The sequence below is a fragment of the Streptomyces sp. NPDC031064 genome (assembly GCF_055570965.1).
On sequence record NZ_JBVIGF010000005.1, the window covers coordinates 196,435 to 219,421 of the forward strand.

General features: G+C 73.2%; 20 protein-coding genes and 1 tRNA gene. 5 read left to right on the top strand and 16 right to left on the bottom strand.

The annotated features are described in order from the left end of the window. Positions 1 to 16 precede the first annotated feature (16 nt). From ACZ46W_RS19700 to ACZ46W_RS19710, 3 genes are read right to left on the bottom strand one after another with little or no spacing between them, the layout of a single operon-like run. Positions 17 to 790, bottom strand: coding sequence for an energy-coupling factor ABC transporter ATP-binding protein (locus tag ACZ46W_RS19700; RefSeq protein WP_468339131.1), 774 nt, complete (start codon positions 788 to 790; stop codon positions 17 to 19). Further along, positions 787 to 1,548, bottom strand: coding sequence for a cobalt ECF transporter T component CbiQ (cbiQ, locus tag ACZ46W_RS19705; RefSeq protein ID WP_468339133.1), 762 nt, complete (start codon positions 1,546 to 1,548; stop codon positions 787 to 789). Before cbiQ ends, ACZ46W_RS19700 begins: the two co-directional genes overlap by 4 nt. 1 nt (position 1,549) lies before the next feature. Continuing rightward, the gene (locus ACZ46W_RS19710; RefSeq protein WP_468339135.1) at positions 1,550 to 2,596 is read right to left on the bottom strand and encodes an energy-coupling factor ABC transporter permease; all 1,047 of its coding nucleotides are present in this window, start codon (positions 2,594 to 2,596) and stop codon (positions 1,550 to 1,552) included. A gap of 160 nt (positions 2,597 to 2,756) precedes the next feature. On the opposite strand from ACZ46W_RS19710, the gene ACZ46W_RS19715 reads away from it, so the two are divergent. After that, positions 2,757 to 3,113, top strand: coding sequence for an SsgA family sporulation/cell division regulator (locus ACZ46W_RS19715; protein ID WP_468339137.1), 357 nt, complete (start codon positions 2,757 to 2,759; stop codon positions 3,111 to 3,113). A gap of 80 nt (positions 3,114 to 3,193) precedes the next feature. Here ACZ46W_RS19715 and ACZ46W_RS19720 read toward each other — a convergent pair whose 3' ends face one another. Together ACZ46W_RS19720 and ACZ46W_RS19725 are read right to left on the bottom strand one after the other, a co-directional pair. Beyond that, on the bottom strand, positions 3,194 to 5,371 hold the full coding sequence (locus ACZ46W_RS19720; protein WP_468339139.1) for an MMPL family transporter: 2,178 nt from the start codon (positions 5,369 to 5,371) through the stop codon (positions 3,194 to 3,196). Between the two features lie 145 nt (positions 5,372 to 5,516). Further along, positions 5,517 to 6,089: a TetR/AcrR family transcriptional regulator gene (locus tag ACZ46W_RS19725; protein WP_468339141.1), complete on the bottom strand. Its 573-nt coding sequence runs from the start codon at positions 6,087 to 6,089 to the stop codon at positions 5,517 to 5,519. 158 nt (positions 6,090 to 6,247) lie between these two features. Between ACZ46W_RS19725 and ACZ46W_RS19730 the strand changes: the two genes are divergently transcribed. After that, positions 6,248 to 9,559, top strand: coding sequence for a S41 family peptidase (locus tag ACZ46W_RS19730; RefSeq protein ID WP_468339143.1), 3,312 nt, complete (start codon positions 6,248 to 6,250; stop codon positions 9,557 to 9,559). 434 nt (positions 9,560 to 9,993) lie between these two features. Here ACZ46W_RS19730 and ACZ46W_RS19735 read toward each other — a convergent pair whose 3' ends face one another. The 4 genes from ACZ46W_RS19735 to ACZ46W_RS19750 all read right to left on the bottom strand — a co-directional run bounded on the left by ACZ46W_RS19735 (position 9,994) and on the right by ACZ46W_RS19750 (position 13,571). Further along, positions 9,994 to 10,200, bottom strand: coding sequence for a hypothetical protein (locus ACZ46W_RS19735; protein ID WP_468339145.1), 207 nt, complete (start codon positions 10,198 to 10,200; stop codon positions 9,994 to 9,996). A 97-nt stretch (positions 10,201 to 10,297) separates the two neighbouring features. Then, a complete protein-coding gene (locus ACZ46W_RS19740; RefSeq protein ID WP_468339147.1) occupies positions 10,298 to 11,194 on the bottom strand; it encodes an SDR family oxidoreductase in 897 nt (298 codons plus the stop codon). Beyond that, complete coding sequence (locus ACZ46W_RS19745) at positions 11,191 to 12,069, bottom strand: alpha/beta fold hydrolase (RefSeq protein WP_468339149.1); 879 nt, start codon at positions 12,067 to 12,069, stop codon at positions 11,191 to 11,193. The genes ACZ46W_RS19740 and ACZ46W_RS19745 overlap by 4 nt, the downstream gene beginning before the upstream one ends. After that, the gene (locus ACZ46W_RS19750) at positions 12,066 to 13,571 is read right to left on the bottom strand and encodes a flavin-containing monooxygenase (RefSeq protein WP_468339151.1); all 1,506 of its coding nucleotides are present in this window, start codon (positions 13,569 to 13,571) and stop codon (positions 12,066 to 12,068) included. Before ACZ46W_RS19750 ends, ACZ46W_RS19745 begins: the two co-directional genes overlap by 4 nt. Before the next feature lie 194 nt (positions 13,572 to 13,765). On the opposite strand from ACZ46W_RS19750, the gene ACZ46W_RS19755 reads away from it, so the two are divergent. Then, on the top strand, positions 13,766 to 14,392 hold the full coding sequence (locus ACZ46W_RS19755) for a MerR family transcriptional regulator (protein ID WP_468339838.1): 627 nt from the start codon (positions 13,766 to 13,768) through the stop codon (positions 14,390 to 14,392). Here the strand turns inward: ACZ46W_RS19755 and ACZ46W_RS19760 are convergent. The 3 genes from ACZ46W_RS19760 to ACZ46W_RS19770 form a co-directional block, all read right to left on the bottom strand. Further along, positions 14,389 to 14,892: a hypothetical protein gene (locus tag ACZ46W_RS19760; RefSeq protein WP_468339153.1), complete on the bottom strand. Its 504-nt coding sequence runs from the start codon at positions 14,890 to 14,892 to the stop codon at positions 14,389 to 14,391. The two genes, ACZ46W_RS19755 and ACZ46W_RS19760, sit on opposite strands and share 4 nt — an antisense overlap. Before the next feature lie 91 nt (positions 14,893 to 14,983). Continuing rightward, positions 14,984 to 16,003 carry a DUF6528 family protein gene (locus ACZ46W_RS19765; protein WP_468339155.1) on the bottom strand — a complete coding sequence of 340 codons (1,020 nt, stop codon included), beginning with the start codon at positions 16,001 to 16,003 and terminating at the stop codon, positions 14,984 to 14,986. Between the two features lie 119 nt (positions 16,004 to 16,122). Continuing rightward, positions 16,123 to 16,920: an exodeoxyribonuclease III gene (locus ACZ46W_RS19770; protein WP_468339157.1), complete on the bottom strand. Its 798-nt coding sequence runs from the start codon at positions 16,918 to 16,920 to the stop codon at positions 16,123 to 16,125. A 59-nt stretch (positions 16,921 to 16,979) separates the two neighbouring features. Here ACZ46W_RS19770 and ACZ46W_RS19775 point away from each other — a divergent pair, with 59 nt between their 5' ends. Beyond that, positions 16,980 to 17,459 (top strand): GNAT family N-acetyltransferase, encoded by a 480-nt coding sequence (locus tag ACZ46W_RS19775; RefSeq protein WP_468339159.1) that lies wholly within the window; start codon positions 16,980 to 16,982, stop codon positions 17,457 to 17,459. Positions 17,460 to 17,605: 146 nt separating this feature from the next. After that, positions 17,606 to 18,574, top strand: coding sequence for a trypsin-like serine peptidase (locus ACZ46W_RS19780; protein WP_468339161.1), 969 nt, complete (start codon positions 17,606 to 17,608; stop codon positions 18,572 to 18,574). A gap of 61 nt (positions 18,575 to 18,635) precedes the next feature. On the opposite strand, the gene ACZ46W_RS19785 is transcribed toward ACZ46W_RS19780, so the two are convergent. From ACZ46W_RS19785 to ACZ46W_RS19800, 4 genes are all read right to left on the bottom strand, one after another. Further along, positions 18,636 to 20,570, bottom strand: coding sequence for an RICIN domain-containing protein (locus ACZ46W_RS19785; protein ID WP_468339163.1), 1,935 nt, complete (start codon positions 20,568 to 20,570; stop codon positions 18,636 to 18,638). A gap of 371 nt (positions 20,571 to 20,941) precedes the next feature. Beyond that, positions 20,942 to 21,015: transfer RNA gene (locus ACZ46W_RS19790), tRNA-Ala, on the bottom strand. Between the two features lie 87 nt (positions 21,016 to 21,102). Further along, positions 21,103 to 22,164, bottom strand: coding sequence for a divisome protein SepX/GlpR (gene sepX, locus ACZ46W_RS19795; protein ID WP_468339165.1), 1,062 nt, complete (start codon positions 22,162 to 22,164; stop codon positions 21,103 to 21,105). A 211-nt stretch (positions 22,165 to 22,375) separates the two neighbouring features. Further along, the gene (locus ACZ46W_RS19800) at positions 22,376 to 22,978 is read right to left on the bottom strand and encodes a GNAT family N-acetyltransferase (RefSeq protein ID WP_468339840.1); all 603 of its coding nucleotides are present in this window, start codon (positions 22,976 to 22,978) and stop codon (positions 22,376 to 22,378) included. Positions 22,979 to 22,987: the final 9 nt, after the last annotated feature.

Below are 22,987 nucleotides of genomic sequence, written 5' to 3' on the forward strand. Positions count from 1 at the left end.
CCCATGGTGCAACGCGCTAGTGGGGCGCCGGCTTCCGGGTCGGCCTTGCGGTCGGGTCGAAGCCGAAGGGCAGCTCCAGGCGGTGCTCGCGCATCAGCTCCTCGTCGCCGAGCAGGTCGCCGGTCGGGCCGTCCGCCGCGATCACGCCCTCGCTCAGCACGACCGAGCGCGGGCACAGTTCGAGGGCGTAGGGCAGATCGTGGGTGACCATCAGGACGGTGACGTCCAACGAGCGGAGGATGTCGGCGAGTTCGCGGCGGGAGGCCGGGTCCAGGTTGGACGACGGCTCGTCCAGGACGAGGATCTCGGGCTCCATCGCGAGGACGGTCGCCACCGCGACGCGCCGCCGCTGGCCGAAGGACAGGTGGTGCGGGGGCCGGTCGGCGTACTCCGCCATCCCGACCCTGGACAGGGCCTTCACCACGACCGCCTCCAGCTCGGCCCCGCGCAGCCCGGCCGCCGCCGGGCCGAAGGCCACGTCCTCGCGGACGGTCGGCATGAAGAGCTGGTCGTCGGGGTCCTGGAAGACGATGCCGACCTTGCGGCGGATCTCCGCGAGGTTGGCCTTCTCGACGGGCAGCCCGGCGACGGTCACCGTCCCCACGCCACCGCCCAGGATGCCGTTGAGGTGGAGTACGAGGGTGGTCTTGCCGGCGCCGTTGGGGCCGAGCAGCGCGACCCGCTCGCCCCGCTCGACGGTCAGGTCGACGCCGAAGAGCGCCTGGTGGCCGTCGGGGTAGGCGTACGCGAGGCCGCGGACGTCGAGCGACGGCACGAAACTGAGACTCATAGCGTCCATCCCAGCAGACAGATGACGAGGGCGGTGAGCGGGAGGGCGGCGGCCGACGACCACTGGGCCCGGGAGGCCGTCACCTCGTCGATGACCGGCATCGAACCGGCGTAGCCGCGGCTCACCATCGCCAGGTGGACGCGTTCGCCGCGCTCGTAGGAGCGGATGAAGAGGGCGCCCGCCGACTTCGCGAGCACGCCCCAGTGCCGTACGCCCTTCGCCTCGAAGCCGCGCGAGCGCCGGGCGACGGACATGCGCCGCATCTCGTCGGTGATGACGTCGCCGTACCGGATCATGAACGAGGCGATCTGGACCAGGAGGGGCGGCAGTCTCAGCCGTTGCAGGCCGAGCAGCAGGGCGCGCAGCTCGGTGGTGGCGGCGAGCAGCACGGAGGCGGCGACGCCCAGGGTGCCCTTGGCCAGCACGTTCCAGGCGTCCCACAGGCCGGGTACGGACACGGAGACGCCCAGCAGCGTCGTCTGCTCGCCCGGCACGACGAACGGCATGAGGAACGCGAACGCCACGAACGGCACCTCGATGACCAGGCGCCGCAGCACGAACCCCGCCGGGACGCGGGCGGCCGCCGCCACCGCGCCGAGCAGCCCGGCGTACGCGGCGAACGCCCAGACCGCCTCGCGGGGCGTGGAGACGACGACCACGACGAAGCAGAAGACGGCGGCCAGCTTGCAGTGCGGCGGCAGCCGGTGCACCGGCGAGTGCCCGTGCCGGTAGAGCTTGTGGGTGTGCCCGGCGCCCATGTCAGACGGTTTCCTCGGTACGGGATTCCTCCGTACGGCGCCGGCGTACCGCCCAGAAGACCCCCGTGCCGGCCAGGACGGTCGCGCCGACGCCGATGGTGCCCGCCAGCCCCCCGGACAGGCGGGCGTCTGTGAGGCCGCTGACGCCGTAGTCGGCGAGCGGCGAGTCGGCGGCGGCGTGCTCCTCGGCCTTCCGGTCGATGCCCTGGTCGGCGGCGACCTTCTCCAGGCCGTCGGGGCTGGCGGAGGCGTAGAAGGAGACGAATCCGGCCAGGACGAGCGCGGTGGCCAGGCCGGTGATCCACACCTTCGCCGTGGAGCGGGCGGCCACCGGCGCCACCGGCGCGGACGCCGGGGTCGCCTCGACCAGCTCGCCGCCCACGCGGAGCTTCAGCGGCGCGGCCAGGCCACGGGCCCCGTACACCAGGTCCGGCCGTACGGCGATGACGGCGCCGACCGTCGCGGTGGTGATCACCGCTTCGCCGATGCCGATCAGGACGTGGACGCCGACCATGGCGGTGAGGACCTTGGGCAGCGGTACGTCGGTCGTGCCACCGATGGCGTAGACGGCGGTGAACGCGCCCGCGGCGGCCGGTACCGACACCAGCGAGGCGACGAACGACGCGACGGTCACCGAGCGGCGGGTGCGCGGCAGGACCTTGACCAGGCCGCGGAACAGCCCGTACGCCACGAGGACGGTGACCGCGCCCATGACGGTGATGTTGACGCCGAGCGCGGTGAGGCCGCCGTCCGCGAACAGGACCCCCTGCATCAGCAGGACGACCGCGATGCACAGCACACCCGTATGGGGCCCGACGAGGATCGCCGCCAGCGCTCCGCCCAGCAGGTGCCCGCTGGTCCCGGCCGCGACGGGGAAGTTCAGCATCTGCACGGCGAAGATGAACGCGGCGACCAGACCGGCGAGCGGCGCGGTCCGGTCGTCCAGTTCCCGCCGTGCCCCGCGCAGGCTGACCGCGACGGCGCCGGCGGCGACGAGACCGGCGGCCGCGGAGACCGGCGCGTTGATGAATCCGTCGGGGACATGCATGCGGGGACCGCTTTCGGACAGGCGGATAAGAACGGGTTCGATGATGGGTCCTCTTGCGAACGACTTGCAAGAGCGTCCACATCACGAAAAGGGGGGCGGGCACACCCCGCGGAATGGTGGGACATTAGAGACAAATGAGGCGAGTGTGAGGAGTCGGCCGATGTACCCCGCTGAGGAAGGTGTCGTAGTCCACACCAAGGCCCTGATCGTGACCGACGGCCCGCTCTCCCGTCCCGTCCCCGTCGCGATCCGCTACGAACCGGTCGATCCCGAACCCGTCGTACGGCTCTGCTTCCCCGGCGGCACCGACTGGAGCTTCCCGCGCTCCCTGCTGGAAAACGGCCTGCGCGCCCCCGCCCGGGACGGTGACTTCGGCGTCTGGCCGTGCGGCCGCGTCCAGACGATCGTCGAGTTCCACGCCCCCGAGGGCGTGGCCGTGGTGCAGTTCGACTCCTCGGCGCTGATGCGCTTCATCCGGCGCACGTACGCCACGACCACGTCGACCGTCACCCGGTGAAGCCAGGGTGACGGCACGACGCGGCGACGGCGCGTGACCGGGGCGGCGGCTCCGGTCGAGCGGCCGCCCCGGGGTCCGTGTCAGGCCCGTACGAGCTCCCGCTCGCCGTCCTCCGGGGACGCGTCGGCGGCCGGCTCCACACGCAAGCCCTCGCCCTCGACGTCCACGTTCGGCAGGACGCGGTCCAGCGGGCGCGGCAGCCACCAGGCCTTGTGGCCGAGCAGGGCGAGCACCGCCGGCACGATCGCCATCCGCACCACGAACGCGTCGAAGAACACGGCGACCGCGAGGCCGAAGCCGATCATCTTCACCATCTGCTCGCTGGAGCCGATGAAGCCCGCGAAGACCGCGATCATGATCACGGCGGCGGCCGTGACGACCCGCGCCCCGTGCCGGAAGCCGGTCACGATCGCCTCGCCGGGCCGTTCCCCGTGGACGTACGCCTCACGCATCCGGGTGACGAGGAAGACCTCGTAGTCCATGGCCAGACCGAAGACGACGCCCACCATGAAGATCGGCATCATGCTCATGATCGGGCCGGTCTGCTCGACGCCGAAGAGCGAGCCGAGCCAGCCCCACTGGAAGACGGCCACGACCGCGCCGAGGGCGGCGACCACCGAGAGCAGGAAGCCGAGCGCGGCCTTCAGCGGCACCAGCACCGACCGGAAGACGACCATCAGCAGCAGGAAGGCGAGGCCGACGACGAGCGCCAGGTAGGGCAGCAGCGCGTCGTTCATCTTCTGCGAGAAGTCGATGTTCATCGCGGTCGCGCCGGTGACCAGCACGTCGTCACCGGTGGTGTCCCGGATCGAGTGGACCAGGTTCTCCGTCTCGACGGAGGAGGGGCGGTCCTTCGGTACGACGGTGATGATCGAGGTGTCGCCGGCCTTGTTCGCCGTGGCCGGGGTGACGGCCGCGACCCCGTCGAGGCCCTTGATGTCGGTGACGGTACGGTCCGCGGCGGCCTTGTCGCCGTCGACCACGACCATCAGCGGGCCGTTGGAGCCGGGCCCGAAGCCGTCCGAGAGCAGGTCGTAGGCGCGGCGCTGGGTGGTGGAGGTGGGCTGGGCGCCGTCGTCGGGCAGGCCCATCTCCAGCGACGCGGCCGGTACGGCGACGGCACCGAGGCCGATGACGCCGACGAGCAGCACGGCGACCGGGCGGCGCAGCACGAAGCGGGCCCAGCGGGTGCCCATGTTGGGCTTCTCCTCGCCCGCCGGCGCGGACCCGGCCGCCTTGCGGGCCTTGCGGCCGACCACGCGCCCGCCGGCGTAACCGAGCAGCGCGGGGATGAGCGTGAGGGCGATGAGAACGGCGATCAGGACCGTGCCGGCCGCCGCGAAGCCCATCTTCGTCAGCATCGGGATGTTGACCACGGCGAGGCCGACCAGGGCGATGACCACGGTGAGCCCGGCGAAGACGACGGCGGAACCGGCCGTGCCGACGGCCCGTCCGGCCGCCTCCTCCCGCTCGCGGCCCTCGGCCAGCTCGGCGCGGTAGCGGGAGACGATGAACAGCGCGTAGTCGATGCCGACGGCGAGGCCGATCATCATCGCGAGGGTGGAGGTGGTGGAGCCGAGGTCGAGGACGGACGCCAGCGCCGTGATCGTCGAGACGCCGATGCCGACACCGATGATCGCGGTGAGCAGCGGCAGCCCGGCCGCCACCAGGGATCCGAAGGTGATCACGAGGACGATCCCCGCGACGATCACGCCGATGATCTCGCTCGCCCCGGTCTCCGGGACGGTCTGGAGCGCGTCACCGCCGATCTCCACGGTGAGCCCGCTCTTGCGCGCCTGGTCGCCGGTCTCCTCCAGCGCCTCGCGCGTCGCGTCGGTCAGCTCCATGCCGCTGACCTTGTAGGACACCTGTACGTACGCGGTGCTGCCGTCCCGCGAGACCGCCTGGACGGTGTACGGGTCGGTGACGTTGACGACCTGGTCGGAGCCGCTCTTCAGCTCACCGACCGCCTTGCGGACCTCGGCCTTGTGGGCCGGGTCGGTCATCTTCCGGCCGTCGGGGGCCTTGAAGACGACCCGGGCGGTGGCGCCGTCGGCACCGGCGGCCGGGAAGCGCTCTTCGAGCAGGTCGAAGGCCTTCTGGGCCTCCGTACCCGGTATGGAGAAGGAGCTGGAGGTCGCGGCGGGCGCCGAAGCGGCGCCGACGCCGGCGAGCGCCAGCAGCGCTATCCAGATGAGGGCGACGAAATGGCGGCGCCGGAAGGCTGACCGGCCGAGTCGGTAGAGGAACGTTGCCACGGGGGCGTCTCCCGGTGATGGGTGGGACAACAGGACATGGGGAGCCGGCCCGACAGCGTGAGCGGTACGTGTCAGGTAGTGCGGTGGTGGTGCCAGGTGGTGCGGTGGTGGCGCCAGGAGTGGTGCTGGTGGTGCTGGTGGTGCGTCAGACGCCCAGGGCGGGGAGGACCACGGCGTCGACGTACGCGGTGAGGAACGCCTGGTCGACCGGCCGGTCCTCGACGAGGGGGCGGGCGACGAAGGCGCCGATGAGCATGTGCGGGACGAGCCCCAGCGCGGGGTTGTCCACGGCGACCTCGCCGCGCCGCACCGCGCGGCCCAGCACCTCGCCGAGCCCGGTCATCTCGGGTTCGACGAGCAGGTCGCGCAGCGCCTGGAGCAGGTCGGGGTTGTCGTGGACGGCATGGGCGAGGCCCCGCATCAGCGCGGAGTCCTTCTCCATCTGGCAGTCGTCGGAACGCGCGAGCATCTCGTGGAAGTCGCCGCGCAGCGAGCCGGTGTCGATCTCGGCGATATTCACCGGCTTGTTGTGCCGCAGGGCGTGGGCGACCAGCTCGGGCTTGCTCCCCCACTGGCGGTAGAGGGTGGCCTTGCTGGAGTGGGTGCGGGCGGCGACGGCGTCCATGGTGAGGGCGTCGTAACCGACCTCGCGGAGCAGGTCGAGCACGGCTTCGTACAGCTCGGCCTCGCGTTCCGGGGTGAGCCTGCCGCGTGCCATGTCCCTTGCACTCCCATCGACCGTCGACCATCGAGACGAAACGGTTTCGTACGCATACGAGAGTACGGCAGCCCTGCTGCGAAACGAAACCGTTTCGTACGTGTGCTGGATCACGTGATCGGGTTGCCGGGCCCCCTGAGCGCGGAAAGCATGGCTGTGTGAGCAGCGACGGCGCATACCTCCGCTATCCCCATCTCCACGACGACCTGCTGTGCTTCGTGGCCGAGGACGACCTGTGGGTCGCGCCCCTGGTCGCGGACGGCGAACCGCCCGGCCGGGCCTGGCGGGTGACGGTCGACCGGACACGCGTGGGGCACCCCCGCTTCTCGCCGGACGGGCGGCACATCGCGTACACGAACTGGCGCAGCCTGGACCCGGAGATCCACCTCGCCCCCGTCGACGGCGGACCCGCGCGCCGGCTGACCTACTGGGGGTCGGTCGACACGCGCGTGTGCGGGTGGACGCCCGACGGGGAGATCCTGGCCGTCGCCTCGCACGGCCAGCCGTTCTCGCACTTCTCCTGGGCCTACAAGGTCCCGGTCGACGGCTCGCCCGGCGGCCGACTGCCGTGGGGGCCGGTGGCGGACATCGCGGTCGCGGACATCGAGGGCCGCCACCTCACCCTGCTGCTGACCGGCAAGCCGCCGCACGAGCCAGCCGCCTGGAAGCGGTACCGTGGCGGCGCGACCGGGCGGCTGTGGCTGCACGGGGAGCGGCTGCTGCCCGACCTGGAGGGCCACCTGGACTGCGCGATGTTCGTGGACGGCAGGATCGCGTTCCTCTCCGACCACGAGGGCGTCGGCAACCTGTACTCCTGCCTCCCCGACGGCACCGGCCTCCGGCGCCACACCGACCACGACGCCTTCTACGCCCGGCACGCCTCCTCCGACGGGCGCCGCGTGGTCTACCAGTGCGCGGGTGACCTGTGGATCGTGGACGCCCTGACCCCCGACTCCGAGCCCCGCAGGCTGGCGGTGCGGCTCGGCGGGCCGCGCGCCGGGCGGCGCACCTACCAGGTGCCCGCGGCGACCAACGTGGACGCCGTGTCGGTGGACGAGACCGGCCGGGCCAGTGCCGTCTCCGTACGCGGCAGCCTGTACTGGCTCACGCACCGGGACGGCCCCGCCCGGACGATCGCCGACACCCCGGGCGTACGGGTGCGGCTGCCGGTGATGCTCGGCAGCAGCGGGCGGATCGCGTACGTCACCGACGCCGAGGGCGAGGAGGCCATCGAGGTGGCCCACCTGCCGCGGGCCAGCGGCGACCGGGAGCCGAGGCGGCTCGCGGCGGGCGAGCTGGGGCACGTGACGGAGATGCTGGCCGACCCGGAGGGCGAGCGGCTGGCGATCGCGTCGAACGACGGGCGGCTGCTGCTGCTGGACGTGCCGGAGGAGCCCGAGGAGCCGTCGGGCGAGCCGGCGAGCGAACCGAACGGCGAGCCGGCCGGCGGCCTGACGGAGCTGACCCGCTCCATCAACGGGCCCGTCAGGGACATGGCGTTCTCCCCCGACGGCGCCTGGCTGACCTGGTCCCACCCGGGGATCGGCCGGTCGCTGCGCCAGATCAAGATCGCCCGGATCAAGGACCGGACGATCGTGGACGTCACCAACGGCCGCTTCGAGGACGAGAGCCCCGTCTTCACGCGCGACGGCCGCTACCTCGCCTTCCTGTCCTGGCGCGGCTTCGACCCGGTGTACGACGTCCACACCGGGGACCTGTCTTTCCCGCTCGGCTGCCGCCCCTACCTGGTGCCGCTGGCCTCCACCACGCCCTCCCCGTTCGCCCTGTCGCCGGAGGGGCGGCCCGCGGCGGGCGGGCTCGACCTCGCGGAGGAGGCGGCCGAGGGCGACGGGACGGTGGTCGTCGAGTTCGAGGGCCTGGAGAACCGGGTGACGCCCTTCCCCGTCGCGGCCTCCAAGTACTCCTCCCTGCACCCGGTGAGCGGCGGCGGCCTGGTGTGGCTGCGGTGGCCCATCTCGGGCGCCCTGGGCGAGACATTCGTCAACCCGGCCGACACCTCCGGGCGGCCCACCCTCGAACACTTCAACCTCGCCAAGGCCCGCAAGACCGAGCTGGTCGACCACCTGGACTGGTACGCGGTCAGCGGCGACGGCAGCCGGCTCGTCGTGGTCGACGAGGGCGACCTGCGGGCCGTCCCGGCGAACGAGCCCGGCGACAGCGACTCCACGGTGTACGTCGACTCGCGCCGCATCCTGCACGAGGTGGACCCCGGCGCGGAGTGGCGCCAGGCGTACGACGAGGCGGGGCGGATCATCCGCGCCTACTTCTGGGACCCGGGCATGAGCGGGATCGACTGGGACGCCGTCCTCGACCAGTACCGCCCGCTGGTCGAACGGGTCGCCTCGCCCGACGAGTTCGCCGACCTGCTGCGTGAGGTGCTGGGCGAGCTGGGCACCTCGCACGCGTACGTCACGCCCGCGCGCCGCAACGAGGGCCCGCCGCACTACCAGCGCGCCCAGGGGCTGCTGGGCGCCAACTTCGTGTGCCGGGACGGCCACTGGGCGGTCAAGCGCATCCTGCCGGGCGAGTCGTCCGACTCCAAGGCGCGCTCGCCACTGGCCGGTACGGGCATCCGCGAGGGCGCGGTCCTCACCCACGTGGACGGCCGCCCGGTGGACCCCGTGGCGGGGCCGTACCCGCTGCTGGCCGGGGCTGGCGGTACGACGGTGGAGCTGACGTTCCGCCCCGACGGGGGCTCCGAGGGGGAGGGCCCCGCGCGGCGCGTGGCCGTCGTCCCGCTGGTCGACGAGCGGCCGCTGCGGTACCAGGACTGGGTCGCCAAGCGCCGCGAGGTGGTGCGGGAGCTGAGCGGCGGCATGTGCGGGTACCTGCACATCCCGGACATGGGCGGCTCGGGCTGGGCGCAGTTCAACCGGGACCTGCGGATGGAGATGGCCCGGCCCGCCCTGATCGTCGACGTCCGGGGCAACGCGGGCGGGCACATCAGCGAGCTCGTCGTCGAGAAGCTCACCCGCAAGATCCTGGGCTGGGACCTCACCCGCAACGCCCAGCCCGTCTCGTACGCCTCCAACGCCCCGCGCGGCCCGGTCGTCGCCCTCGCCGACGAGGCCACCGCGTCGGACGGGGACATGATCACGGCCGCCTTCAAGCTCCTCGGCCTCGGCCCGGTGGTCGGCCAGCGCACCTGGGGCGGCGTCGTCGGCATGACGGGCCGCCACCGGCTGGGCGACGGCACGGTGATCACGGTGCCGATGAACGCGGCGTGGTTCGACGAGTACGGCTGGTCCGTCGAGAACCACGGCGTGGCCCCCGACATCGAGATCCTCCGCACCCCGCTGGACTGGGCGGAGGGCCGCCACCGGCAACTCGCGGACGCGGTGGAGGTCGCGCTCCAGCTCCTCGCCGAGCACCCGGCGTCCCGCCCCCCGGACTACTCCCAGGTCCCATCCCTCACCCGCCCCAAACTCCCCCCGAGGCCCGCCTCCTGACGGCCGCGCCGCCGGTGCGGGCGCCTGGTTGCGGGCGGGCGCCGGGGCCTACGGCGGGGGGTGTTCGGACTGCGCTTCGCGCTCTTACGTCCGAACACCCCCCACCTCCGACCCCGTCACCCTCACGCCGGTAGGGGCGGGGGCGCCGGCCCCACGTGCAACTCCCCCCGACCGGGGGCCTGGGGGCCGGGGCGGAGCCCCGGTTTCGGGAAGGGGCGGGGTGGGGGAACGAGCCCCGGGCGCCCGCCCCCGCGGCGCGAAGCTGCCGCGCACCGGGGCGTCAGCCACCACCGGCGGGGCCCGGGGCGCAGCCCCCGGTGCCGGGCGCCCACGGGCGTACACGTACGCCCCCCGCGGCGGGAGCCGGGCGCGCGGCCCCGTACGCGCGAGGGCGCACCCGGCGTCCCGGGTGCGCCCTGCCTACCGCCGTGGCGTCAGATGTCGTAGCCCTCGTCCGCCCGGGCACGCTGGCCCTGCATGTCGTCCTGGAGGCCCTGGCGACGCTCGTCGCGCGGCTGGCGGCCCTTCTGCTGGCCCTTCTGCGTACGCTCCTGCGCCTCGCGCTTCGCGTCCTGGGCCCGGCGCTTGGTCTGGTCCTTCATCTCCTGCGCCTTGTCGTTGAACTGGTCTGCGATACCCATCGAGGTTTCTCCTGAAAGGGTGTGGGGGACTCCGGGGACCGTCATCGGCCCCCGGCCTCGACCAGCCTGGCACGCCCCGACATACCGCGCATTTCGATCAAGTAGTCACCGAACGGTCACGCTCCGTACGCGCCTGTTCGTCCGCCGCGCCGCCGGCGCCGACCAGCCCCTTCCCCACCCCGGCCAGCCGGGGCTCGAAGCGCCTCATCTCGCGCTGCCCCACCGTCGCGATGAGCCCCGGCAGGTAGCCGCGCATCGACTGCATGCCGCGCAGCCACCACTGGGCGTACACGTGCGCGGAGCGCCGCTCGATCCCGGCGACGATCCGGTCGACCGCGGGGCCGAGCGGGTACGTACGGTTCGACGGCCACGGCAGCCGCTGCCGCAACTCCCGCATCACGTCGTCCTCGTCGGCGCCGCGCACCATGTCGGTGTCGGTCCACGACAGGTAGCCGACGCCGACCCGTACGCCCTTGTGGGCGACCTCCGCGCGCAGGCTGTGCGCGAACGCCTCCACGCCCGACTTGGACGCGCAGTACGCGGTCATCATCGGCGCCGGGGTGATCGCCGCGAGGGAGGCGATCTGGAGGAAGTAGCCCCGGCTCTCCATGAGCACGGGCAGGAACGCCCGCCCCGTCACCGCGCCGCCGATCAGGTTCACCTCGATGACCCGCCGCCAGGCGTCCGGGTCGGAGTCCACGAACGGACCGCCCGCCGCCACGCCCGCGTTGGCGACGACGATGTCCACCTTGCCGAAGCGCTCCTTCACCTCGCCCGCGACCTGGGCCATGGCCTCGTGGTCGGTGACGTCGACGTGCCACCAGTCGCTCTCGGTGTGCAGCCGGCCGGACACCTCCTTGAGCAGCTCCGGCTCCAGGCCCAGCAGCGCGACCTTCGCGCCCCGCGCGGACAGCTTGCGCGCCAGCAGTTCGCCGACACCCCGCGCGCCTCCCGTGACGACCGCGACCTGTCCCTCCAGGCTCACCCTGCTCATGCGACCTCCTCCTGCTCGGTACGGACGTACGTGGTCACCAGGGCGCGTATCCGGGCGGTCACGGCCTCCGGCGCCTCGACCGGTGTCATGTGCCCGACGCCCGCCAGTTCCTCCAGGCCCACACAGGCGGGCAGGGCGGCGGCCAGCGCCCGGGCGTGGACGGGTGGCGTGAGCCGGTCCGCCGTGCCGGCCAGCACCGCCGTCGGTACCGTCAACTGCCGCACCCCGGCCTCCAGGTCCAGTTCCGCGAGCACGTGCGACCACGCCACCCGCACCCGGCGCGGGCAGGCGTGCACGATCCGGGCGCACTCCGCGACCCGTTCGCGCGCCGAACCGGGGCCCATCGTGGCGTACTTGAGGATGGCCTTCGACACGGGGGTGACCGGCCCGAGGGGCGCCCGGGCGCCCAGGACGGCACGGGTCAGCCGGGTCCGCAGCCGCCCGGCCCGCATCGGCAGCACCAGCGACTCGGCGACCAGCCGCGAGGGGCCCGTGCTGCACAGCAGAACCGCCGCCGCGTGCTCGCGCAGCCCCGGCCGCCCGGCCGCCGCCATGAGCGTCATGCCGCCCATGGAGTGCCCGGCGAGCACGGCCTTCTCGCCCGGTTCGAGCGTGGCGGCCAGTACGGCCTCCAGGTCGTCGGCGAGGGCGTCGGTCGTGTATCCGGACGGCCCGACGGCGGGCGTACGCCCGTGACCGCGCTGGTCGTAGACGATCACCCGGTGGTCGGCGGACAGGTCCCGCACCTGGGCGGCCCAGAACTCGGTCGAGCAGGTCCAGCCGTGGGCCAGGACCACCGCCGGGGCGCCCTCGGGCCCGTACACCTCGACGTGCAGCGACGATCCGTCGGCGGAGACGGCGGGGACGACCCTCATGCCGCGGCCTCCTTCGGCAGCGAACGCACGCGCACGACCTCGTACTCCGACAGGTCCACCGTCCGCGTCGCGCGCCGGAACTCGGAGGTCGTGCCGGGCCAGAGCGTGGTGTTGCGGCCGTTGGCGTCCAGGTACCAGCTATCGCAGCCGCCGGCCTTCCACACCGTCCGCTCCATCCGGGCCTGTACGCGCCGGTTCCACGCGGCCACCGCCGAGGGCCGGGCGGCGAGCGCGGCCCGCTCGCCGAGCAGGTTCAACTGCCGCAGGTAGTCGGCCATGTAGTTGAGCTGCGACTCGATCATGAGGATCATGGAGGAGTTCCCCAGGCCGGTGTTCGGCCCGATGATGGTCATCCAGTTGGGGAAGCCCGCGGCGGTCGCACCGCGCAGCGACTCCATGCCGTCCTTCCACGCCTCGGCCAGCGTGATCCCGTCGGCGCCCACCACCCGGTCGGCGATCGGCATGTCGGTGACGTGGAAGCCGGTGCCGAAGATGATCGCGTCGACCTCGGCCTCGGTCCCGTCGGCGGCGACGGCCGTCCGGCCGCGCACCTCCGCCAGACCGGAGGCGACGACGTCCACGTTGGGCCGCGCGATGGCCGGGTAGTACTCGCTGGACAGCAGGATCCGCTTGCAGCCGATGCGGTACGACGGGGTCAGCTTGGCCCGCAGCGCGGGGTCCTTGATGGCCCTGGCCATGTTGGCCTTGGCGATCGACTCGACCAGCCGCAGCTCGTTCGGCCGCTTGGTGAACGCGCTGACCTGCAACTCCCGGATGCCCCAGAGCAGTCCGCGCCGCGCGGTCCCGGTGAACGGCAACTGCCGGTGCAGCCACCGCTCGACGCCGCTGATGGCGCGGTCCATGCGGGGCATGACCCACGGCGGGGTGCGCTGGAACAGCGTCACCTTCCCGGCCTTCGGCTGGATCGCCGGCACGATCTGGATGGCGGAGGCACCGGTGCCGATCATCGCGACGCGCTTGCCGGCCAGGTCGTAGTCGTGGTCCCAGCGGGCGGAGTGGAAGACCTTGCCGCCCGCCTCCTCGAAGGCGGCGAGGCCGGGGATGTCCGGGATCTTCGGGTCGGACAGCGGGCCGGTCGCGGAGACGACGACGTCGGCGGTGAGCGTGCCCCGCGAGGTCTCGATCTCCCACCGCAGCTCGTCGTTGTCCCAGCGCATCATCAGCACCTCGTGGTTGAGGCGGAGGTGCGGGCGCAGCCGGAAGGTGTCGGTAACGTGCTCCAGGTAGGCGCGGATGTGGCGCTGCCCGGAGAAGGTGCGCGGCCAGTCGGGGTTGGGCGCGAACGAGAACGAGTAGAGGTGGGACGGTACGTCGCAGGCGCAGCCGGGGTAGCTGTTGTCGCGCCAGGTGCCGCCGACGGAGTCGGCCCGCTCCAGGACGACGAAGTCGGTGATCCCCTCGCGGCGCAGCCGGACGGCGGCTCCGAGGCCGCCGAATCCGGATCCGATCACCGCCACTCGTACGTGCTCGTGCTGGCTCATGCCGCCTCCGCATCGGAAATCCGAAATCCGCAAACTCTGCCAGCAATCACTGGCACGGTTGTTGGGAGAGTAGAGCAGGTCCTTACCGAGCGGTAGGGGTCGAACCAAGGAAGTTACCGGCGGTACGACATAGGGTTGCGGGCGTGACGAACCAGCGGACGAACGGGCAACCGGCCCCCACGCGTGAGTACCGCATGGAAGAGCTGGCCGAGGCGGCCGGCATCACGGCACGTACCCTGCGCTTCTACCGCGAGCGCGGCCTGATCCCGCCACCCCGCCGCGAGGGCCGCATCGCCTGGTACGGGCCCCACCACCTGGCCCGGCTGCGGACGATCGCCGCCCTGCTGGAGCGCGGCCACACCCTCAACGGCATCGCCGACCTGGCCGCCGCCTTCGAGAGCGGCCGCGACGTCGGCGAGGTGCTCGGGCTGGGCGAGCCGACCGAGGAGGAGCCGGTCCGGCTCACGCCCGAGGAGCTGGCCGACCACTTCGCCGACCAGGTCACGCCCGAAAACCTGGCCGCCGCCCTGGAGTTGGGCTACCTGGCCACGGACGGCCAGGAGATCGTGCACGTCAGCCGCCGCCTGCTGGACGTCTCGGCCGCGCTGGTCAAGGAGGGCGTCCCGCTCGCGGCGGTCCTCGCGACGGCCGGCCGGGTCCGGGAACACGCGGACGCCCTGGCCCGCCTCTTCACCGACCTGCTGTACGAGCACACGGGCGGGGAGGCCGACCTCGTACGGCTGCGGCCGCTCGCCAAGAGCGTGGTGGAGGCGGAGGTCTCGATGGCACTCGACCGCCGCCTGCGCGCCCTCGCGCCCTAAGCCGCGGTCGCAGCGCCGCGCCGCCGCCCGTACGCGACGGTCACCGCCACCAGCAGCGGCGGCCAGGCGAGCAGCGGCACGTAACAGACCACCAGGAGCAGGTCCTGGGCCGGCGTCCCGATGCTGCCCTCCCCCAGCCCCGCGTACTGGGCGTAGAAGGACCACGCGCACAGCGCCGCCAGCCCCGCCGCGCCGGTCAGCGCCGGCACGGTCGCGGCGCGCGGCGGCACCCGCCGGCCGCCCAGCAGCGGAACCCACCGGGGCACGACCTCGCCCCACGCCCGCACCAGCCCGAGCGTCAGCAGCGCCAGCGCCTCCGCCACCACGCTGAGCCCGACGACGTACACGGCCTCCCACCCGACGGGCCGGTAGTCGGCCAGCGGCAGTCCGAGCGCCACGCCGATCCGCCACAGGCCCGACGGCAGGGTGATCAACGGCACGGTGTGGGCGGCCAGCACGGCCCAACGGGGAACGTCCGGAAGAGCGGTCATCCTCAGCATGCGTTCATGCTTCCGCCCGGCCGTCCCGGCCCGCGTCGCCGTACGGTCGCATCCGCCTCCGCCGGGCGGCGGAGCGGGGGCTACGACCCACTCACGGCAGCCACCACCGCGCCTTGTAGATCCCGCCGTCCACCAGCCGGTACGCCCGGGCCGGCCGGTGCACCGCGACCGTGCGCGTCCACCACGTCTCGCCCAGCCCCCGCTCCGGCACGGTCGAGACCACCTGGCCGGTCACCGGGTCGTCCCCCACCGCCTTGACCCGCGCCCGGCCGACCCCCGCCGCGTCCGGGAAGTCCCGCACGAACGCCCCGGTGCTCTTCACGTACTGGTACACGGCCGAGCCGCTGCTCACCCACAGCCGGTCGGGGTCGTCCGCCACCTGCCCCAGGTCGTGCCCGTGCGGGGTCGGCAGCCGCGCCTCGAAGACCGCTTCGAGCGTCGGCCCCGCCGCCGTACCGCCCGCCTTCAGCGCCACCAGCCGGTCACCGCCCAGCGCCCACAGCACGCGCCGCCCGGCGTCCCACTGGAGCCCGTGCGCGTCCTTCAGCGGGTACGTCGCGTGCGGCACGTCCGCCCGGCCGCGCGGGGCCGCGTACAGCCGCACGAGGCCGCCGGTGCTGCCCGCGACGGCGACCTTGCCGTCCGGCAGCAGCTCGATGCTGTGCGGGTTGTCCCGGATGGTGCCCGGCGAGAGCGCGTCGCCCCAGTACCGCCCGCCCGACGGGTACTCGACCACCGCGGCGAAGCCGTACGAGGCCACCGTCAGCACGTACGTCCGGCCACGCCAGGTGCGCACCTTGGCCTCGCTCGGGTGCACCCAGCTCACGTCCGGGTCCAGGTCCGCGTACCGGGCGTCCCCGACCGGCGAGAACGCCCACTTCACGGCGTCCGGATCAGCGCCCGGGTCCCACTCGCGCCGCCCTCCGTCGAGGAGCAGGACGCGCTTGGAGGCCTGATCGGTGACAAGGACGTCGGGCGTCCCGGCGGGGATCTCGGAAGCGGGAACCGGGACGGTGGCCGACGTCGGTACGGTGGCGGCGACCAGCACTCCGCACGTGACCGCGGCGACCAGGACGGACCTCAGCGGCGTACGTACGGCGGTGCTGCGCACACCGCCTCACCCTGCCAGAAGCATTCCCCCGAACCCGGTCCCGCCACACCGGCCGCCACACAAGCGGTGACATACCCTCACTTCCGGATCACGTCATCCCGCTTGCCCGGCGGCCCGCCCTACAGGTCGTACGCCGCCGTCACCGGGGCGTGGTCGCTCCACCGCTCGCCGTGCGTCGCCGCGCGCTCCACCCAGGCCTTGACCGCGCGGGCCGCGAGGCCGGGCGTGGCGACCTGGAGGTCGATACGCCAGCCCGCGTCGTTGTCGAAGGCGCGGCCGCGGTAGGACCACCACGAGTACGGCCCCTCCTGACCGGGGTGCAGGGCGCGGACGACGTCCACGTACGACGCCTCGTCGAAGACGCGGGTCAGCCACTCCCGCTCCTCGGGGAGGAAGCCGGAGTTCTTCCGGTTGGCCTTCCAGTTCTTCAGGTCGGCCTCCTGGTGGGCGATGTTCCAGTCGCCGCAGACGACCACCTCGCGGCCGTCGGCGGCCGCCCGCTCCCTGAGTTCCTTGAGGTACGGCAGGAACTCGCCCATGAAGCGGATCTTCTCGTCCTGCCGCTCCGTGCCGACCTCGCCCGAGGGCAGGTAGAGGCTGGCGACCGTGACGCCCGGCAGGTCGGCCTCGACGTACCGCCCGCTGCCGTCGAACTCGCTCGACCCGAAGCCGATCCGCACGGCGTCCGGTTCACGCCGCGTGTAGAGGGCGACACCCGCGCGGCCCTTGGCGGCGGCCGGGGCGTGGATGGTGTACCAGTCCTCGGGCGAGCGGACCGCCTCGGGGAGCTGCGCCTCCTCCGCCCGTACCTCCTGGAGGCACACGACATCGGCCTCGGTGGCGGCCAGCCACTCCACGAACCCCTTCTTCGCGGCTGCGCGGAGACCATTCACGTTCACGGACGTCACAATGAGCATCCGGGCACACTACCGAGAAGCCCTCGAAGATCGCCCCGCATGAATGTACGATGCTCCGCATGATTATACGCCCTACGCCGTTCGACCACCCCGACGCCCGCAAACTCAACGACATGGTCCAGCTCGAGTACGCCGAGCGTTACGACGACGAGGGCGACCTCACACCGCTGGACCCGACGATGTTCCGCCCGCCGCACGGTCTGTACCTCATCGCCTACGACGCCGGCGACCGCCCCGTCGCCACCGGCGGCTGGCGCACGCAGGACGAGAACGAGGAGGGGTACGCCGACGGCGACGCCGAGCTCAAGCGCATGTACGTGGTCCCCGAGGCCCGGGGCCTGGGCCTGGCCCGCCGCATCCTCGCCGCCCTGGAGGACGACGCCCGGTCCGCCGGCCGCACCCGCATGGTGCTGGAGACCGGCGACGCGCAGCCGGAGGCCATCGCGCTCTACACGTCCAGCGGGTACGAGCCGTGCGCCAAGTTCGGCTACTACCGCGAGTACGAGAGCAGCCGCTGCTTCGCGAAACCGCTGAAGTGACGCCGAAATCAGTCATGACGCGCCCCTGACAAACAACAGCCGTCCGTGGCACCCTGCCTCACGCACGTCGATCCGCACCGCTCTTCGTTCCCCCACCCTGCCCGGCCGCGCCGACCGCGCCCCGGGCACGGCAGAAGGAGACATGCGTGAGAGGCCAACGCACCGCCATGGGCGTCCTGCTGACCGTCGGAGCCCTGATCACCGGCGCCCTGTCGACCACCACCGCCACCGCGGCCCCGTCGTCCCCCGCCCCCGCTCCCGCCCCCGCCGCACGGGGCGTCCCCACCGCCGAACAGCAGACGGCCCGCACGTTCTGGACCGCCGAGCGGATGCGCGGCGCCACCCCGCTCGACCTGCTGCTCACCCCGCAGGCGCTGAAGAAGCTCAAGACCCCGAAGCCCGGCGGCGAGACGACGACCGTCGCCCCCACCGCCTTCCCCCAGGCGGGCGGAGCCTGGACCGGCGGCGGAGCGGTCGTGAAGACGTCCGGCAGGGTCTTCTTCACCTTCCAGGGCCGTACCGCCTCCTGCTCCGGCAACGCCGTGACCAGCCAAAACGCCAGCACGGTCATCACCGCCGGGCACTGCGTGAAGTACCAGGGGAGCTGGCACACCAACTGGGTCTTCGTCCCCGCGTACAACAACGGCCAGGCGCCCCACGGCCAGTGGACCGCCACCAAGACGCTCACCACCCCGCAGTGGGAGGCGAGCGAGGACATCAACCACGACATCGGCGCGGCCGTCGTCGCCCCCCTGAACGGCCAGAAGCTCACGTCCGTCACCGGCGCCCAGGGCATCCAGTTCAACGGCGGCTACAACAAGCAGATGTACGCCTTCGGCTTCCCGGCCGCGTCTCCCTACGACGGCTCCAAGCTGATCTACTGCAGCGGGAACTCCTCCAAGGACTTCCTCTTCTCCCAGGACCACAGCCTGGGCTGCAACATGACCGGCGGCTCCAGCGGCGGCCCCTGGTTCACCGGCTTCAGCGAGGCGACCGGCACGGGCCTCCAGGTCTCGGTGAACAGCTTCGGGTACACCTTCCTGCCGAACCGGATGTTCGGGCCGTACTTCGGCAACGAGGCCAAGGCCCTGTACGACAAGGCCCAGGTCTCCTGACCGGCTGACTCCGGCGGCGCCCGGCGGGCGGGGGCTCGCCCGCCGGGCGGCCGGGCGGCCCTCACCGCACGCCGACCGCCGCGTCCACCGTCGCGCCCGGCAGCCGGACGGTGGCCAGCGGCGGGGCACCGTCCAGGGGCGCGGCTCCGGCCGGGAGCGCGACACCGTCCAGGGGCGCGCGTTCCGGGGCGGGCTCCGGGGCGGGCTCCGCCGCGCCCGGTCCGGGGGCCGCGTCCCGGACGCCGCGCACGCCGTACTCGGCCCCGCGACCGTCCCCGTCGCTGTCCCCGCGCCCGTCCCCGGGAGCCGTCCCGGGCGGCGCTCCGGGACCGCGCCCGGTGCCGCCGCCCGGCGCGCCGGGCGCCCGGTCCGGCGACGGGCCCCTTCCCGAGCGTGCCGACTCCACGTCCCCGGCCGCCCCGACGGCCCGCCGGGGGGAGGGAGCGGCGCCGACAGCGTTGTCGTCGGTCAGCCAGCGCTGGGACGCCGAGCCGTCGCGGAGCTTGACCACCACGGTGGTTCCCGGCTGCGCGGTGGCCGGCACCAGGCCCAGGCCCGCGTGCCACCGGGGCACCACATGGCCCTGGATGCTCAGGTCGTACCGCACGGTCACCGCGGCCTGGGTCGCGCACAGCCGGAGCACCACCACACCGGAGGGCTCCTGCGAGTTCGGGCACAGGACCGGGGCCGCGGCGCTGCGCAGCAGCCCGTCCCGCTCGTACCGCCACGCCTGGGTGGGGTGGCCCGAGCACGGCGCCAGGGTGAGTTCGGCGCCCACCTGGGGCCGGCCGTCCCGGATGTCGAGGCACAGCCCGGTCTCGGCGTTGCGCAGCCGCGTGGTCAGGGCGCCACCGCCGTGTCCGGCCGACGAGGGCGGCTGGGGCTGCGCCTGCGGCGGGGCGGTGGTCGGCCGGGAGCCGGGCGCGGGGGCGGCGCTGCCGGCCGGGCTGCTCGGGGCCGCCGCTCCGGCGCCGGGCCCGCCGTCGGTGTCCGTCCAGAGGCCGGCGACGGCCGCCACGGCCAGGACGCCTGTCATGACGAGCCCGAGCCCCGCCAGGAGCGCCCCGCCGCCCGGCACGGCCCCGGCGAGGCGCCGCACGGCCCCCACCGGCACGGCCCGCGAGTGCCGGCCTGCCCTCCGCGCCTCGGCCTGCGCCCCGGCACGCGCACGGGAGCGGCCCGGCCGCGACTCGACGTACGCCCCGGCCCCCTCGCCGAGCACGCCCTCGGCCAGCAGCAGCGGCAGCCGCCCGTCGGAGTGGCGCAGTTGCTCAGCCGCGTACCGGCAGTGCCGGCACTTCGACAAATGCCGCTGAATGTCCGGGATCAGGGCGCCGCCGCGCCGCAGTGATATGTCGAGCAGCCGGTTGTAGTGGCGGCATTCCGGGTCGGCGGCCAGCTCGAAATGGGCGCGCAGACAGCCCGCGCGGAACAGTTCCCGGGCCCCTTCGAGTTGCGCTGTCGCGGCACGCGGGTCGATGGCCAGCAAAGCCGCCGGAATGGATATGCCCTCCGCCTCGACCTCCCGGTGCCAGAGCAGAACCTGGGCCGGCCCGGGCAATGCCGCGAATGCCCGGGCGACCAGCTCCCGGTCCGGTGCCGGCCCGGCGGGATTCGGCAGTCCGGTCAGCAGGGCCGCGATCCGCGCGTCCCCGGCCCACTCCGCGAGGGTCCGCCGCGCCGCCACCAGCAGCCGCGGCCGCACCGCGGCCTCCGTACCGCCCACGCCCTGGCGCAGTTCGTCCAGCACGTGCGCGAAGGCGGCCGACACGACCATCGAGGCATAGGTGCGCGAGCCGGTGAGCAGCGCCGCGTAGTCACTGACCGCCCCGCAGTGCCGCGCCATGAGCACGGTGGCGGGATAGGCGTCCGCAGTACCCCCGCCGCCGGGCGCCGCGCCCAGCATGCCGGCGAGTGCCGCGTCGGCGCCCCCAGAGGTGGGCGCGTAGGGAGGGGGCGGGGGAACGGAGGAATCGGGGCGAGGGCGTGAGGGCATGGGTGTATTTCCATTCAGGGCATTGCGATGGGGGGCTGAGGGGAACGCCGCCTGATTGGTACATACCTTGTCGGATGCCGATTCCGTTTGGGGGGCCGATTCCCTTTTGGGGGTGCCACCGTCCGGAAATTCGAACTGCCGCTCAATTAAGCCCTGTTGGGCCCGCGGGGCTGCTCAGCCTTCCATAACCCGCCACTTTGGAACAAGAGTTCCGGCACGCGGTGCCCATCGGTATTCGCGTTGCCCTTCGCGTCCGGCGCGGGCGCGACCGCCCGGACCCCGGGGAACACCGGGGCCGGCACCGACGTCGCCCGCGGACAACGACAAGATCCCGCCCGATCTGAGCGATCGGACGGGATCTTGTGTGTGCGTGGACCTGAGGGGATTTGAACCCCTGACCCCCTCGATGCGAACGAGGTGCGCTACCAGTCTGCGCCACAGGCCCTTGCGACGTGTGAAACATTAGCATCCCGATCCGGGTGCTTGGAAATCCGTTCCCCGCGGGCCGCCGAGAGGTCCGTCACGCGGCGCCCTACTCGTTGGCCGCGCGGGGGCGGTCCTCGTCCGCGTACTGGTCGAAGAGCGGTGTCCTGCCGTGGTCGTGGGGGCGGCGCGGCGGGTGCGGGCTGGGGTGGGGGTTCTGGCGGGTGGCCGGCGGCGGGGTGGGTTCCGCCGGGGAGGAACGGGCCGCGCTCCAGGTCTCCGGGTCGGTGACGTCGACACCGCCCGTCGCGCGCGGAGCCACCGGGGCGGTGACGTAGGTGGGCAGCGGCACCGGGACCGGGTCCCAGCTATCGCCGCGGGTGGGGCCGTGGTCGCGCTGCTGGTCCACCCACTCGGCGTGGTCGGTCTGCTCGACCAGCGCGCGGCGCCCGGCCTCCTGCGGGGTGAGCGCGGGGGCCGGTTCGGGGTCGGGCTGCGGGTGGCGGGCCTCGGGCGCGTCCCCCTGGTCGGGGGCGGTACGGCCGCGCGGGCGGCTCTCACGCAGGCGCTGTGCCGCGGCCTCGGCGCGGCGCCGGTCCATGACGTACACGAAGCGACGGCGCTCCTGGGCGCGCAGGTGCACGATGTACGCGCTCAGCAGCACGGCCGGGACGCCCGGGGCCCACAGGAAGGCGAGGCCGCCGACCGCCGCGACGATCGCGCCGAGCGTGAAGGCGAGGAAGAGGATCACCGTGGTCCGCCGGCGCCGGGCGAGGACCTTGGAGCGCCGGGCGCGCTCGGCGGCCGCACCGGCCGGGCGGGGGCGCCGGGCGGGGCGTGGCCTCGCGGGCGGAAGCTCCGGGACCTCCAGGCGCGCCTCCGTACGGTCCGGGGGCGCGGCGAAGGCCCGGACGTCGACCGAGCTCAGATGCTCCGTCTCGGCGTCCGGGTCGACGTCGGGCGACGCCGCCTGTTCGGCGGTGCGCTCGCGCAGCTCCTTGGCGTACCGGCGCTCCATGCCCGCCCGTCCGGACAGGAGCCGGATGGCGGTGCTGAAGCGTTCCGTCGGACGGGCTTCGTTCAGCTCGTCCTGCCTGCGGAGCCACATCGGCACCAGGTAGGCGGCCCAGGCCCCGACGATGACTGCGTAGATGAGGCCGCTGCTGCTCACGCCTCACACCGTAGAGGGGTTCGCATCCGGCCATCGGCCAATTGGGCCGGTGTGTCGCACGATCTGGCTGATATCACTGAATTTTTTTGTGATTGATCCGACCGGTTCCGACAGAACGCCCGCCTGAATTCGAACATATATTTTATTACTGTGCTCGGTTCGCGGTCGATTGCGGTCGCGGTTGATAGCCGTCGCGGTCGATTGCGGTCGATCAGCGCGGGGTTCCCCGGCTGACCCGGTGCCACCGGCGCAACAGCCCCTCCGGGACCTCCTCGGCGGTGAGCGCGAAGACGAGGTGGTCGCGCCAGGCACCGTCGATGTGGAGATAGCGCGGGCGCAGCCCTTCCTCGCGGAATCCCAGTTTCTCCACGACCCGGCGGCTCGGGGTGTTCTCGGGTCGGATGCACACCTCGATCCGGTGCAGTCCGACCGTACGGAAGCAGTGGTCGACGGCGAGCGCCACGGAGGTCGGCATGACGCCCCGGCCCGCGACCTCGCGGTCCACCCAGTACCCGACGTGGCCCGAGCACATCGAGCCCCAGGTGATGCCGGCGACCGTGAGCTGGCCGACCAGCCGCCCCTCGTACTCGACGACGAACGGCAGCATCCGCCCCGCGTTCGCCTCGGCACGCAGGTGGCGCACCATCTGGCGGTACGTGGGGCGCTGGGCGAACGGGACGCCGGGGGCCGGCGGTGGGATCGTCGCCTCCCAGGGGCGCAGCCAGTCGCGGTTGCGCCGGTTGACCTCGCGCCAGGCCCGCTGGTCGCGCAGCTTTATCGGCCGCAGGACGACGGGGCCGTCCGCCAGCGTCACCGGCCAGGC

Bases quoted from the DNA above. Each gene is read 5' to 3' on its own strand.
- ACZ46W_RS19710 (WP_468339135.1), bottom strand. From the start codon at position 2,596: ATGCATGTCCCCGACGGATTCATCAACGCGCCGGTCTCCGCGGCCGCC.
- ACZ46W_RS19725 (WP_468339141.1), bottom strand. From the start codon at position 6,089: ATGGCACGCGGCAGGCTCACCCCGGAACGCGAGGCCGAGCTGTACGAA.
- cbiQ (WP_468339133.1), bottom strand. From the start codon at position 1,548: ATGGGCGCCGGGCACACCCACAAGCTCTACCGGCACGGGCACTCGCCG.
- ACZ46W_RS19770 (WP_468339157.1), bottom strand. From the start codon at position 16,920: ATGCTCATTGTGACGTCCGTGAACGTGAATGGTCTCCGCGCAGCCGCG.
- ACZ46W_RS19750 (WP_468339151.1), bottom strand. From the start codon at position 13,571: ATGAGCCAGCACGAGCACGTACGAGTGGCGGTGATCGGATCCGGATTC.
- ACZ46W_RS19775 (WP_468339159.1), top strand. From the start codon at position 16,980: ATGATTATACGCCCTACGCCGTTCGACCACCCCGACGCCCGCAAACTC.
- ACZ46W_RS19755 (WP_468339838.1), top strand. From the start codon at position 13,766: ATGGAAGAGCTGGCCGAGGCGGCCGGCATCACGGCACGTACCCTGCGC.
- ACZ46W_RS19715 (WP_468339137.1), top strand. From the start codon at position 2,757: ATGTACCCCGCTGAGGAAGGTGTCGTAGTCCACACCAAGGCCCTGATC.
- ACZ46W_RS19735 (WP_468339145.1), bottom strand. From the start codon at position 10,200: ATGGGTATCGCAGACCAGTTCAACGACAAGGCGCAGGAGATGAAGGAC.
- ACZ46W_RS19745 (WP_468339149.1), bottom strand. From the start codon at position 12,069: ATGAGGGTCGTCCCCGCCGTCTCCGCCGACGGATCGTCGCTGCACGTC.
- ACZ46W_RS19785 (WP_468339163.1), bottom strand. From the start codon at position 20,570: ATGCCCTCACGCCCTCGCCCCGATTCCTCCGTTCCCCCGCCCCCTCCC.
- ACZ46W_RS19760 (WP_468339153.1), bottom strand. From the start codon at position 14,892: ATGCTGAGGATGACCGCTCTTCCGGACGTTCCCCGTTGGGCCGTGCTG.
- ACZ46W_RS19740 (WP_468339147.1), bottom strand. From the start codon at position 11,194: ATGAGCAGGGTGAGCCTGGAGGGACAGGTCGCGGTCGTCACGGGAGGC.
- ACZ46W_RS19700 (WP_468339131.1), bottom strand. From the start codon at position 790: ATGAGTCTCAGTTTCGTGCCGTCGCTCGACGTCCGCGGCCTCGCGTAC.